This is a genomic window from Maribacter sp. MJ134 (assembly GCF_003970695.1).
Lineage (GTDB): Bacteria > Bacteroidota > Bacteroidia > Flavobacteriales > Flavobacteriaceae > Maribacter.
In genome coordinates this window covers 1,392,140-1,405,776 of the sequence record NZ_CP034570.1, presented here as the reverse complement: position 1 = coordinate 1,405,776, position 13,637 = coordinate 1,392,140, and the positions used below count along the sequence as shown (strand labels likewise).

Below are 13,637 nucleotides of genomic sequence, written 5' to 3'. Positions count from 1 at the left end.
AATTAAAAAGTATCAGTCTTAACGAAGCTGCTTTTGAGATTTTTAATTCCGTTTTCCATTCCGGCTTCGGAACTATAGAGCCCGCTACTCCCGATAACGGTACCATCCTCGTTTTTGAGATTGAACAAAAACTTACCGTCAAAATTTGTTTTACGTTCAAAGTGTTTTAATGGGGAGTTAGCTATATGGAGTCCTTTCAAGGTTCTTTCAACCTCTTTTTTGTTAGAAAAAGGGACACTTTTCAATAATATTTTCCCCGTTTCCGATTTTACCAAAAACTGAAATCCATTCTCATTTTTCTTCTTTATTTCAATCATTTCCAGCGCTTTTCCTTTAAAGATAACCATTCTATCTATTATAGAAAACAAGACTGTTTTTAATTTTTTTCAAATGGATAGTGACTTTTTCAAAAGTTGGGTTTCTTATAGATACACTATTAATTATAAATATCAACCATTATGAAAAAAGTATTATTTGTATTTGCATTTATGACAGCAGCCGTAACCATGGCGCAAGACCTACCAGAAAACCCTGAACCGGGCAAATGTTATGTTCGTTGTACCACACCGGATGTGTACGTCAATGAAACAATGACCTTGACCGTAAAGCCAGCTTACAAAGTTTTGAAAACAATTCCTGCGACTTTCAAAACCGTTACGGAAAGAGTTGAGGTAAAGGCGGCAGGGAAGAAGCTCACTGTCATTCCAGAGAAATGGGGAACAGAAACGGTAACGTACGTTTCCAAAGAAGGAGGAAACACTTTAAGTATTACTCCGGCTAGTTTTAGACCTTCTTCGGAAACGATTGAAATTAAGCCTGCCTACGCGCAATGGGAATTGGGAGCGGCAGCCCCAGACTGTGCATCGGGAAATCCTGATGATTGTAGGTATTGGTGTTACAAGGGCTATCCCGCAGAATTTACCACCGTTAGCACTGAGGTTCTAGGAGCGGATGCGTCCATTTCTAAGACGCCACTCGGTTCAAAGAACGCTTCTTATACCAAAAGAGTATTGTTAGAGCCTGCTAGAGTAGTTGAAGAAATTATCCCTGCAGAATACAGAACTATAACTAAAACGGTACTGGATAAGGACGCTTACACTGTAGAAGAAACTATTCCTGCCGTGACCAAGACAGTTACTAAAGAAGTATTGAAGGAAAAAGGCGGACTTACTACTTGGAAAGAGGTAGAGTGTTCTTTAGTGGAGTATCAAGCCTTACCTATCAACTGGAATCTTGGTAGTGCCTCTTTAACTGCTGACGCAAAAAGAATAATAGACACTAGATTAATGCCGGTATTACAACAAAACCCTGGTGTTAAATTGGAAATTGCTTCACATACGGATGTAAGAGGAAACTCTGGTTCTAATCAGGATTTGTCCGAGAGACGTGCCAAAGCCGTTGCAGATTATTTAATTACTAAAGGAGTTAACTCTAGCCTTTTAGTTGCCAATGGTTATGGTGAGAACAAAGTAAAGAATAGATGTAGAGAGGGAGTTACATGTACAGAAAGAGAGCATGCTGTAAATAGAAGAACTGAATTTAGATTGATCAACAATTAATCCCCCAAAGTTCCCTAAAGTGAAAAGGCTTTCCTTACCGGAAAGCCTTTTTTATTTGTTCTTTTCGAGCAGTTGTACATGATAGCGTACATCGCCATTCATCGCATACCCGGAATATTCGTCTAGGGCTTTCCCTTTATTGTTTATTATTTTAAGTAATGGGAATACACCTTTTTTGTTATAGGTTGCCACTACCGCCTTATTATGCTTCATCTGCTCGGCAGACAGAAGATCTTGATTTCTTGGCATGTCTACGTACAACGTGACATAGTTTTTAGAAACTTCCGTGAACTGGGTGGTTTCAAAAAAATCTTTTTTAAGCATTTTACATGGGGGGCACCAATCACTCCCAGTAAAGTAAATAAGAATGTTCTTATCACTCTTCTTGGCAAGTTTTAATGCTTTTTCAAGATTATATTCCCATTTAGTATCGTTCGATACTTCAATCGGCGCTTGAGCCGATAAGAATAACGGAAGCAACAGTACTAAAAGTAGTTTCTTCATGATATTTTAGTATAATGGTTACTTAAATAACGAATCCATCCCTGGAATATTGGGCATACCTTCTTTGGCTACCGCGGCAAGTTCGGTTTCATTTACCGAAGTTGCTTTTTCAATTGCCTTGTTCAAGGTAAGTATAAGATAATCTTCTAGTTGTTCCTTGTCCTGTAGCAAATCATCCGAGATACTAATTTTCTTCAGCTCTCTATTTGCGGTAATAACCACTTCTAATAGGCCGTCGGCAGATTTTTCATCCAAAAGCACCGTGTCCATGCGTTTCTTGGTGTCTTCTACTTTCTGTTGGGTCTCCTTTAATTTACCCATCATTCCCATCATATCTCCAAACATTGTATATTATTTATAGGTTTCTAAAGTGTAAAAATACTAAATTACTAGAATTTTAATTTAGATAATGAATCATAGAGAATTACAAAAAATACTTCTATTAATTAGTATTATTTTTGCCGCTTCCTGTAAAGATGAACAAAGAGATAAGATGCCCAAAATAGACCCTCCCGTAGCAAAAAAAATCGCCAAAGAACTTGTAGCTCATAACGATGTTAGAATAGATGATTATTACTGGTTAAATAACAGAGAGAATGAGGAAGTGCTTTCTTATTTGAACCAGGAGAACGAATACTACAGGAAGCTTACGGCCCATACCAAGGAGTTTCAAGGAAAACTTTTTACAGAAATGAAGAGTAGGATTAAGGAGGATGACTCCTCCGTACCCTATAAGTTGAACGGATATTGGTACCAAACGCTTTATGAAATTGGCAAGGAATATCCAATTTATTCAAGACATAAAGAACTCCTAGAGGCTCCTAAAGAGGTGATGTTCGACGGAAACGAAATGGCCGCAGGAACGGATTATTTTAAGATTGGAGGTATTGCCATAAGCCCCAATAACAAAATTGCCGCCTATGGTGTAGATAAAGTTAGCCGTAGACAGTACACCATACAGTTCAAAAATCTTGAGACGGGAGAAGTATTTGATGATGTAATAGAAAATACAACGGGTGGCGGTGTTTGGGCCAATGATAACCAAACCTTGTTCTATACCAAAAATGATGCGGTCACCTTAAGGTCGGATAAAATTTACAAGCATAGATTGGGTACGTCTTCATCCGAAGATGAGCTTGTTTATCATGAAAAGGACGATACGTTCACTACGTATGTCTATCGAACAAAATCAAAAAAATACATTGTTATTGGGTCTTCGAGCACCTTGACTTCTGAATATCAAATTTTACCCAGTGATCAACCTGATGGTGTATTTCAGCTTTTTTCTAAGCGAGAAAGGGGTTTGGAATATTCCATATCCCATTATCAGGATAGTTTTTATATCCTTACCAATAAAGATGGTGCTACCAACTTTAAATTAATGAGGACTCCGGAAACTGCGACGGAATCGGTGAATTGGAAGGATTTCATCACGCACAGAGAAGAAGTGCTTTTAGAGTATATGGACATCTTTAAGGATTACTACGTACTTACGGAAAGAGAGAACGGACTCAGTAAAATTAAGATAGTGAAATGGGATGGCTCTTTGGAGTATTATTTGCCATTTGAAAGTGAAACGTATACCGCATACACCAGTGCAAATCCTGATTTTGATACTGAAATTTTACGGTACGGTTATAACTCTTTAAGAACACCTAGTTCCGTTATTGATTTTAACATGCGTACAAAGGAAAAAGAGGTCAAAAAGGAACAACAGGTTCTCGGTGGACACTTTTACAAGGAGAATTACAAAGAAGAACGTATCTGGGCAACGGCACGGGACGGTATTAAAGTTCCTATGTCCCTTATTTATCATAAGGATACTTCTTTAAATCCCGATACGCCTATCTTACAATATGCTTATGGTTCTTATGGTTATACGATAGATCCATCGTTCTCCTCTATTCGTTTAAGTCTTTTGGATAGAGGATTTGTATATGCGATTGCCCACGTCCGCGGTGGCGAATACTTGGGTCGCCCTTGGTACGAAGACGGTAAACTATTGAACAAGAAAAATACCTTTACGGATTTTGTGGACTGTTCCCAATTTTTAATAGATCAAAAAATGACGAGCCCAGAGCATTTATATGCCTCAGGTGGATCAGCTGGGGGGCTTTTAATGGGGGCAATCGTAAATATGGCACCACAGCTCTATAATGGTGTTATTGCTGCAGTACCTTTTGTAGATGTGGTTACGACCATGCTAGACGATACAATCCCCCTTACTACAGGAGAATATGATGAATGGGGTAATCCTAATGAAAAGAACTATTATGATTATATGAAATCTTATTCGCCCTATGATAACGTTAAGCAGCAAGGTTATCCCAATATGTTGGTCACTACAGGTCTACATGATTCTCAGGTACAGTATTTTGAACCGGCGAAATGGGTAGCTAAACTTAGGGACATGAAGAAAGATGACACGCTATTGCTATTCGATATTAATATGGATGCCGGACATGGCGGTGCATCAGGTAGGTTTGAATCACTTAAGGAGGTAGCTAAAGAGTATGCATTTTTACTGGATTTAGAAGGAAAAATACCCTAGTTGAAAAAAAATAGTAGTTTTGTATTGATTTTCTGACCTAAATTGATTGCTGGAAAGTCGTAAAATTAGAATCCCCTTATGAAGAATGAGATAAAGGCTTACAACAATATCTTAGAGCTAGTAGGTAATACTCCCTTAGTAAAACTCAATAAAATCACTAAAGGATTCATTGGTAATTTCTACGCCAAAGTAGAGGCCTTTAATCCAGGGCATTCCGCCAAGGACCGTATCGCTTTACATATCATAACAGAAGCGGAACGAAAAGGAATTTTAACGGAAGGTAGTACAATTATTGAAACAACTTCTGGTAATACTGGTTTCAGCATAGCAATGGCCAGTATCATAAAGGGCTACAAATGTATTTTGGCGGTAAGTTCAAAATCTTCTAAAGATAAGATAGACATGCTAAGGTCTATGGGAGCTACGGTATACGTTTGCCCTGCCCATGTAAGTGCAGACGACCCACGGTCTTATTACGAGGTTGCAAAACGTTTGCATAAAGAAACAAAAGGTTCCATATACATTAATCAGTATTTTAATGAGTTGAACATGGATGCTCATTATAAATCCACCGGACCAGAAATTTGGGAACAAACCGCTGGGCAGATTACACATTTAGTTGCGTGTAGTGGCACTGGTGGCACTATCTCCGGTACGGCTCGTTTTCTAAAGGAGCAAAACCCAAACATAAAAGTCATCGGAGTGGATGCCTATGGCTCGGTCCTGAAGAAGTATCATGAGACGGGTACTTTGGATACCAATGAAATTTACCCTTATAGAATAGAGGGACTTGGAAAAAATTTAATCCCCGGAGCAACGGATTTTAAGATTATAGACGAGTTTATTAAGGTTACCGATGCAGAAAGTGCACATACCGCAAGAGAGGTTTCTAGAACCGAAGGTATTTTTGTGGGGTATACGAGTGGCGCAGTAATGCAAGCTTTGAAGCAACTGAACGAATTAAATACTTTTACTGAGGAAAGTAAGGTCGTGGTAATCTTTCCTGATCACGGTTCTAGATATATGAGCAAAATATATAGCGATCAGTGGATGGAGGACCAAGGTTTTTTAGAGACTAATCCTGTAGAAGAAACACAAGAGATACAATTCGTAAAATAATGCAATCGTACGTATTTGCAGAAAGAGCGGGTTTTTCACCCGCTTTTTCATGTTGTAAATAATTTATGAATGCAACCTAAAAATTTTTACTTTTGCACTTAGAACAAAATGTAGGCAATGACAGATTTATTTGACAGAATTATAGAGAATAAAGGACCATTAGGGAAGTGGGCTTCGCAGGCAGAGGGTTATTTCGTGTTTCCTAAACTGGAAGGACCTATTTCCAATAGAATGAAATTTCAGGGTAAGGATGTAATTACCTGGAGTATTAATGATTACCTAGGTCTTGCCAATCTTCCCGAAATTAAAAAAATTGATGGTGAGACGGCTGCAGAATATGGTGCGGCTTACCCTATGGGTGCGCGAATGATGAGCGGACACACAAAATTCCATGAACAGCTAGAGCAGGAATGTGCGGACTTTGTCAATAAAGAATCGGCTTACCTTTTAAATTTTGGTTATCAGGGCATTATGTCCGCTATTGACGCACTGGTCTCTAAAGACGATATTATTGTTTACGATGTAGATTGCCATGCATGTATTATAGATGGTGTACGGTTGCACATGGGCAAGCGTTTTACGTTTAAGCACAACGACATCGAAAGTCTAGAAGTTAATCTGGAACGTGCCGTAAAAATGGCCGAGCAGACCGGAGGAGGTATTCTGGTAATTTCTGAGGGTGTTTTTGGAATGCGTGGTGAGCAGGGTAGATTAAAGGAAATCGTCGCCCTTAAGAAAAAATACAACTTTCGCCTTTTGGTGGATGATGCACATGGTTTTGGAACCTTAGGAAAGACGGGAGCAGGAGCAGGAGAGGAGCAAGGAATTCAAGATGATATTGATGTCTACTTCGCCACATTCGCCAAGTCTATGGCAAGCATCGGTGCCTTCTTAGCGGCCGATAAAGAAATTATAGATTACTTAAAGTATAACCTGCGTTCGCAGATGTTCGCCAAATCGCTACCCATGCTATATGTTAAGGGAGCTTTAAAAAGGTTGGATATGTTACGTACCCAGCCCGAACTTAAAGCAAAGCTTTGGGAGAACGTTAATGCCTTACAGAACGGATTAAAGGACAAAGGTTTTGATATAGGAAATACCACCAGCTGTGTAACGCCTGTGTATTTGAACGGTAGTATACCCGAGGCAATGGCCTTGGTAAAGGATCTACGAGAAAATTACGGTATTTTCTGCTCTATCGTTGTTTATCCGGTAATACCTAAAGGGCTTATCCTATTAAGGATGATACCGACCGCTACACATACCATGGCTGATATTGACGAAACGCTAGAGGCCTTTTCTGCCATTAGAGAACGATTGGAGAACGGTACATACAAACGACTATCTGCTGCTGTTGCTGCGGCAATGGGAGAATAAAATATATTTTTCAAATTATAAAAAAGCCCGTACAATTGTCCGGGCTTTTTTATTGGTACCTCCAAAAGGGCGGTAGACCCTAAAGTCTGCCTAGAAATTATATGTTCATTTCCTACGAATAACCCGTTGGCTTGCCCCGAGGTGCTCTATTTATAAATCTTTTCGGTACGTTCTTCGTCTTTTGTAAATAACCGAGTCAAAATGTTTCCACATCTGTTTTATCGCTAGGTTCTCCTCAAGTTCTGGCGTTCTATAGCACATTTCTATGCCTTTTTCAGTAAAAGTCTTGTAATATTCATTAAAAATTATTGCCGTTACCCCTTTATTCTGATATTCAGGGTCAATACCAATCAAATAAAAGATAACGTCCTTACTGTTCTTTTTTGCATTCAATAGATGAAATAATCCAAAAGGAAAGAGTTTTCCTTTAGCTTTTTGTAACGCTTCTGAAAAAGAGGGCATGACTATGGCGAAAGCTACAAGCTTATCTTCCTTGTCTTTAATGAACTTTATGTACTCTGGATTTATAAAACTGATATACTTTTTCTTGAAATAGGCCTTTTGAATTTCGGTGATGGGCACAAATGAGGAAAGGCTCGCATATGTTTTATTGAAAAGGTCGAACATCTCATCGGCCAAGGGCAATACTTCCTTTGTTTTGGTAAAATTCAATTCACTTAGGCCATATCTCCTTTTAATAAGGTCATTTAATTTAGTGAATAGTTTGGGGTCTGCATTCCGTGCCGGAAACTTATTCTCCATATATTCCTTCTCTTTTACAAAACCCAAGCGTTCGTAATGTTCTTTGTAATAAGGATGGTTGTACCAGGTAATCATGGTGCCAATGTGATCAAAACCCTCTACTAGCACGCCAACCTTATCTAAATTGGAAAACCCTACCGGACCCTCCATGTATTCCAAGGAATTGGCTGTTCCTATTTCGCTGACTTTTTGTAATAAAGCTTCAGAAACACTCGTATTATCAACAAAATCGAACCACCCAAAACGCATTTTTTTTACGTTTTGTTCTTGTACTTCCAATCTGTTAATAATTGCCGCAACCCGCCCAACAATCTTATCATTTTCATAGGCCAGAAAGAACCATGCGTCCGCATCCTTGAAAACTGGATTTTTGGTCTTGTCAAAGGACTCCAGCTCATCATTGATTATCGGAGGTACCCAATATTTAGAATCTTTGTAAAGAACAAAAGGAAAGGTTACAAATTTCTTTAAATCCGATTTGGAGGAAACCTCTTTTATAGTGATCATCGATGGTTTTTAGAACCATCAATATTAGGGATATTAATCAATACTTAAAAATAGCATTGGTATAAATGTTTCATTGCAATATTATCCTAGAACTCTATTTCTCCAGAGTCTTTTTTCTTTTTCTTTTCGGCCTTTTTTAGTTTTCGAAGTTGTTTTTTGGAAGGCCCCAAATCAATATCTTCGGCACCGCTGCCCTTATTTTTTCTTTTTTTCTTTTTCATGGCGTTCTTTTCGATAGCTCCACCATTTTGATCGGCATCTTGATCTTCAATGGGTACTAAACTGTCTTTATGGAAGTCAAAACGGTAAGAGCCACCGGCACTTACGAATATTCTTGAGGGGGTATTCTTGAAACTAGCGCCTAAATTGAAATCTACTTGTAAGCGTTCATTTAACAAATGTGCAATACCACCTCTGATTAATAGGTCTGCATAGCGGTCGCTTTGAATCCCTTGATGCTCAACAAATGCGCTCCATTTTGGATTTCTAAAAGCATGGGAGAGGGAAATGATATAGCTCATTTCGGGAAACTCCGTCCCTATTCGGTCATGAGCAACATTAGTGATCATAACGAACCTAGGTGTTAATCTACTTTGTGTAGCTAGCATTACCCTGGGAGAAATTGTGGCCTCTCCTGGGTAGTAGGGATTATCTCCTAACACGAAATTTGCACCTGCATAGATTGATACCGCAGGAAGCAGATTTTTAAGTTGAAATTTATTGTTTGCTCTCCAACTATATAAATTGGGCTTATTTCTTTCGGGATTTTTAAAGGGATCGTAAACCAAAAATTTTAATCCTAGTCTATTTCTAGTAAAATCCGTTCTTTTTGCGGTGACATCAAAATTGTTAAATAGGATTTCCTGGTCTTGGAAACTTCCCTCGTAGTTTAATTCTAGTCTTTCAAATAATAATCCGTATCGCAAAGAGATATCCGTTCCCCACATATCGGATTGCGTGTTCAGCAAAGTATGGTCACTTTGTTCATAGAACAGACCTAGTTCCGCTTGCACAACATTTTTCCCAACGGCATAGGCACTTACAGAAAGACCTGGTCTATTCGAATTGATAACATCTGTATATTGACTCTTTAAAGCCAATGGCAGTATGCACAAAAGAAAAAGGATGAAACTTGAAACTCTTTTGATGTAAAAGGGTTTGCTCATGGATACGACTTTATAATTATTTTAATACTTTGAATCTAGTATAACAACGTGATAATTGTATTTTTGATATATATCATTAATAAATAAATGGCTTTTTTAAAAACAATACTGATTATTCTTTTGGGATATTACTTGCTCAAAATCTTGGCAAGATTATTCGCTCCCAAAATAATTAATTACGCAGCAAAGAAAACGGAGTCCCATTTTAAGCAGGCTTTTGAAGGATTTGAACAACAAGCTAATTCCTATAAAACGGATGAAGGGGAAGTGATCATCAATAAAAAATCAACAAAGAGAAAAGGTGATTCCGAAAAAGTAGGGGAGTATATTGATTTCGAAGAACTAGACTAGTTATCTTTGTCTAACCAATCTCCGCTAATCAATATGAAGAAGGGCTTAAAATTCTTTTTGATTCATTTTTTCGTAACTGTCTTTTTTGTTCTAGCAGCAGTTTCTTACTTCCACCCGGTACTTCAAGGTAAAGTCATATATCAACACGATATTGCTCAGTATACGGGAATGGCAAAGGAGCAAAATGATTTCCGTAAAAGGACGGACACTGAACCCTATTGGACCAATAGCGCATTTGGCGGTATGCCCACTTATCAGCTTGGTGCAAATTATCCTCATAATTATATAAAACAATTAGATCGTACCCTTCGTTTTTTACCAAGGCCTGCGGATTATCTGTTTCTGTACCTTATCGGCTTTTATATCCTTTTGTGTTGTTTAAAGGTAGATTACCGATTGGCCATTGTAGGGGCACTTGCATTCGGCTTCTCTACCTATTTAATCATAATAATTGGTGCGGGTCACAACGCAAAAGCTCATGCACTAGGCTATTTGCCATTACTTTTGGCTGGTATAGTTCTAGTATTCAGAAAAAAATACCTCTGGGGATTTCTACTCACGGCAATAGCTATGGCACTCGAAATTGTGGCCAATCACTATCAAATGACTTATTATTTTATGTTGTTGGTTCTGGTATTGGGTATTGTATATCTTATAGACGCCATAAAAAGAAAAGAGCTTAAGCATTTTTTCACCTCGGTCGGTTTGCTATTGGTTGCGGTATTACTAGGTATAGCTACGAATGCTACGGGCTTAATGGCCACAAAGGAATATGCAGATTGGAGTACGCGTGGCAAAAGTGAATTGACCATAAACCCAGATGGTTCTCCAAAAAACAATACGGGTGGTTTAAGTAAGGAATATATTACGCAATGGAGTTATGGCATTACGGAGTCTTTGAATCTTTTTGTTCCACGATTGTTCGGAGGTGCCAGTCAGGAAAACCTGGGCGAGGAATCAAAATCATTTAATTACTTAGTAGACAAGGGACTACCAAGGTCTAGCGCTTTAGACTTTGTTAGCGGAATTCCTTTATACTGGGGTAAACAACCAGGGGTGTCCGGTCCGGCCTACATAGGGGCTATAATTTTTTTCCTGTTTGCACTGGGATTGTTTTTAGTAAAAGGCAAACATAAATGGTGGCTACTTTTTGGTACGTTAATGTCCCTGATTTTATCTTGGGGAAAGAATTTAAGTATACTTACTGACTTCATGATAGACTATTTTCCGCTGTACGACAAGTTCAGGGCGGTGTCTTCCATACAGGTTATTTTAGAACTGTGCGTGCCTATCTTGGCTATTTTAGCTATAAAGAAGTTGTTCAAGGATAAGGTGCCACAGGCAGATAAAATAAATGCGCTCAAATATGCATCGGCAACGGTACTAGGTTTGGGTGTTTTGTTATTTGTTTTTAAGGGAACATTTAGTTTTGTTGGTGCGGCGGATGCTAATTTGAGGATGACCGGACTTGAAGAGCTACCGGAAATGCTTCGCTTAGATCGCAAAGCGGTATACACCAGTGATTTATTACGCTCTTTAGGCTTTGTCTTAGCGACTGCGGTATTGTTATGGTTTTACCTTAGAGGGAAAGTCAAAACCAATATGGTCGTCATAGTTTTAGGTGCTATGATTGTATTTGACCTCGTTGGTGTGAATTTGCGCTACGTCAATGCCGATAATTTCGTTTCTAAAAGAAGAATGTTGGAACCTTTTCAAAAAACAGCGGCCGACCAAATGATTTTAAAGGATGAGGGACAGTTCAGGGTTTTTGACCAAACTGATGGTTTTGACTCTGCTAAAACCGCATATTTTCATAATGCCATAACGGGATACCATGCGGCGAAGCCCGCTGGAATGCAGGATCTTTTCGAGTTTCATGTTTACAAGGGAAACCTTTCCGTTTTTAATATGCTCAATGTCAAGTATCTTGTACGTGAAGATGAGGAGGGGAATAAATTTCCAATAGAAAACCCCAATGCCAATGGTAATGCTTGGTTTGTAGAAAAGTTAGTGCAAGTAACTACTGCGGATGAAGAAATAAAAGCCTTAGATAGTTTGGATACGAAACGTGTCGCAGTAGTGAACACAGAAAAATTTAAGAATATAAATAGGTATGATTATAAGGTAGATTCTCTTGCGGCTATTCGCTTAACGGACTACGAACCCAATCACCTTACCTATACTGCTACCAATGCGAATGCTGGGGTTGCCGTCTTTTCCGAAATGTACTATGCCAATGGGTGGAATGCCTATATAGACGGAGAATTAAAGGAGCATTTTAAGGTTAATTATGTGCTTAGGGCATTAAAAGTCCCCGAAGGAGAACATACTATTGAATTTAAATTTGAGCCTGCGGTAGTAGAACAAGGTAGTTCAGTGACCTTAGCAAGCACAATTTTATTGGGACTCGTTCTTTTAGGCGGAATTGGCTTTTCGTTCTGGAAAAACAAAAAGCAGGAGAAATCATAATGAAAAAGGTGTTGGTCATTACCTATTATTGGCCACCGGCTGGCGGCCCCGGGGTACAGCGCTGGTTGAAATTTGTGAAATATTTAAGGGATTTTGGAATAGAACCAGTGCTCTATATCCCCGAAAATCCACATTACCCGTTAATTGATAAAAGTTTTGAAAGTGATATTCCTGATGATATTGTTATTTATAAACATCCCATTTGGGAACCGTACCGATTCGCAAGTTTGCTTTCTAAGAAGAAAACTGAACGCATTAGTTCTGGTATAATACAGCATAAAAATCAATCTATATTAGAGCAATTGATGCTATGGGTTCGCGGTAATTTCTTTATACCCGATGCTCGCAAATATTGGGTTAGACCTTCGATAAAATTTTTATACGACGTACTAGATAAAGAAGGGATATCCAGTATAATAACCACTGGTCCACCACATAGCGTACATCTTATAGGACACTATTTAAAGGAATTTAAAAAGGTAACTTGGCTTGCTGATTTTCGGGACCCTTGGACATCCATAGGATACCATAAAAAGTTAAAACTCACCGGGATTGCTCGTAACAGACATCAAGAACTGGAGCATTTAGTGTTAAACAATGCCGATAAAATTGTGGTCACAAGCCAAACAACTAAAAACGAGTTTCAACAACTGACCCGTAAACCTATACATGTAATCACCAATGGTTTTGATAGCGTAACCCCAGCTAAAGTTAATTTAGATAAGAAGTTTACAATTTCTCACGTAGGCTCCATGCTTTCCGCACGGAACCCCGAAAATTTTTGGAAGGTATTATCAGAATTGGTCAATGAGCATAGTGCTTTTAAAGCGGCATTGGAACTTCGTTTTATAGGTGTTGTTAGCGAGGATATTTTAAAATCTCTAAAATCCTTTGGTCTCGATAATTACCTGCATGTAGTAGGTTACGTAAAACATGATGAGGCAGTTGCGTATCAACGACGCTCACAAATACTTTTGCTTGCTGAAATAGATGCTCCGGAAACCGTAGGCATTATTCCGGGTAAATTGTTTGAATATATGGCTGCAGCGCGTCCTATTCTTGGTATTGGCCCAGAGGACTGGGAAGTGGCAAAACTTGTAGCGGATACCAAGACAGGAGCAATATTCGATTATAGGGCACATTTTCAATTGAAAAATGTACTTTTAAACTGGTTTCAACAGTATCAAAAGAATGCACTGAACGTTGCCTCCAATAATATTAACCAATATAGTAGGAGGGAGCTTACAAGAAAATTAGCCGAGCATATTTAAT

12 protein-coding genes are annotated in these 13,637 nt (G+C 38.6%); 7 read left to right on the top strand and 5 right to left on the bottom strand.

Annotated features, from left to right (window positions below; all coding sequences use genetic code 11):
* Positions 1 to 2 precede the first annotated feature (2 nt).
* Positions 3 to 347, bottom strand: a complete 345-nt coding sequence (locus EJ994_RS06185; protein WP_126591670.1) for a YegP family protein — start codon at positions 345 to 347, stop codon at positions 3 to 5.
* A gap of 111 nt (positions 348 to 458) precedes the next feature.
* On the opposite strand from EJ994_RS06185, the gene EJ994_RS06180 reads away from it, so the two are divergent.
* Positions 459 to 1,559: an OmpA family protein gene (locus EJ994_RS06180; RefSeq protein ID WP_126591669.1), complete on the top strand. Its 1,101-nt coding sequence runs from the start codon at positions 459 to 461 to the stop codon at positions 1,557 to 1,559.
* Positions 1,560 to 1,610: 51 nt separating this feature from the next.
* Here the strand turns inward: EJ994_RS06180 and EJ994_RS06175 are convergent, their stop codons facing one another.
* A complete protein-coding gene (locus tag EJ994_RS06175) occupies positions 1,611 to 2,063 on the bottom strand; it encodes a thioredoxin family protein (protein ID WP_126591668.1) in 453 nt (150 codons plus the stop codon).
* An 18-nt stretch (positions 2,064 to 2,081) separates the two neighbouring features.
* Positions 2,082 to 2,408, bottom strand: coding sequence for a YbaB/EbfC family nucleoid-associated protein (locus EJ994_RS06170; protein ID WP_126591667.1), 327 nt, complete (start codon positions 2,406 to 2,408; stop codon positions 2,082 to 2,084).
* A 64-nt stretch (positions 2,409 to 2,472) separates the two neighbouring features.
* On the opposite strand from EJ994_RS06170, the gene EJ994_RS06165 reads away from it, so the two are divergent.
* From EJ994_RS06165 to EJ994_RS06155, 3 genes are all read left to right on the top strand, one after another.
* Complete coding sequence (locus tag EJ994_RS06165) at positions 2,473 to 4,614, top strand: S9 family peptidase (protein ID WP_126591666.1); 2,142 nt, start codon at positions 2,473 to 2,475, stop codon at positions 4,612 to 4,614.
* 78 nt (positions 4,615 to 4,692) lie between these two features.
* Positions 4,693 to 5,733 (top strand): PLP-dependent cysteine synthase family protein, encoded by a 1,041-nt coding sequence (locus EJ994_RS06160; protein ID WP_126591665.1) that lies wholly within the window; start codon positions 4,693 to 4,695, stop codon positions 5,731 to 5,733.
* Between the two features lie 117 nt (positions 5,734 to 5,850).
* Positions 5,851 to 7,110, top strand: a complete 1,260-nt coding sequence (locus EJ994_RS06155) for an aminotransferase class I/II-fold pyridoxal phosphate-dependent enzyme (protein WP_126591664.1) — start codon at positions 5,851 to 5,853, stop codon at positions 7,108 to 7,110.
* Between the two features lie 150 nt (positions 7,111 to 7,260).
* Here the strand turns inward: EJ994_RS06155 and EJ994_RS06150 are convergent, their stop codons facing one another.
* Together EJ994_RS06150 and EJ994_RS06145 are read right to left on the bottom strand one after the other, a co-directional pair.
* Positions 7,261 to 8,379 carry a GTP cyclohydrolase gene (locus EJ994_RS06150; protein ID WP_126591663.1) on the bottom strand — a complete coding sequence of 373 codons (1,119 nt, stop codon included), beginning with the start codon at positions 8,377 to 8,379 and terminating at the stop codon, positions 7,261 to 7,263.
* An 86-nt stretch (positions 8,380 to 8,465) separates the two neighbouring features.
* A complete protein-coding gene (locus EJ994_RS06145) occupies positions 8,466 to 9,545 on the bottom strand; it encodes a transporter (protein ID WP_126591662.1) in 1,080 nt (359 codons plus the stop codon).
* An 87-nt stretch (positions 9,546 to 9,632) separates the two neighbouring features.
* Here EJ994_RS06145 and EJ994_RS06140 point away from each other — a divergent pair, with 87 nt between their 5' ends.
* Genes EJ994_RS06140 through EJ994_RS06130 form a run of 3 tightly spaced genes read left to right on the top strand, consistent with a single transcriptional unit; the run spans position 9,633 to position 13,636 of the window.
* A complete protein-coding gene (locus tag EJ994_RS06140) occupies positions 9,633 to 9,896 on the top strand; it encodes a DUF4834 family protein (RefSeq protein WP_126591661.1) in 264 nt (87 codons plus the stop codon).
* Positions 9,897 to 9,929: 33 nt separating this feature from the next.
* Complete coding sequence (locus EJ994_RS06135; RefSeq protein ID WP_126591660.1) at positions 9,930 to 12,365, top strand: YfhO family protein; 2,436 nt, start codon at positions 9,930 to 9,932, stop codon at positions 12,363 to 12,365.
* The gene (locus tag EJ994_RS06130; protein ID WP_126591659.1) at positions 12,365 to 13,636 is read left to right on the top strand and encodes a glycosyltransferase family 4 protein; all 1,272 of its coding nucleotides are present in this window, start codon (positions 12,365 to 12,367) and stop codon (positions 13,634 to 13,636) included. The genes EJ994_RS06135 and EJ994_RS06130 overlap by 1 nt, the downstream gene beginning before the upstream one ends.
* The last annotated feature ends 1 nt before the right edge of the window (position 13,637 follow it).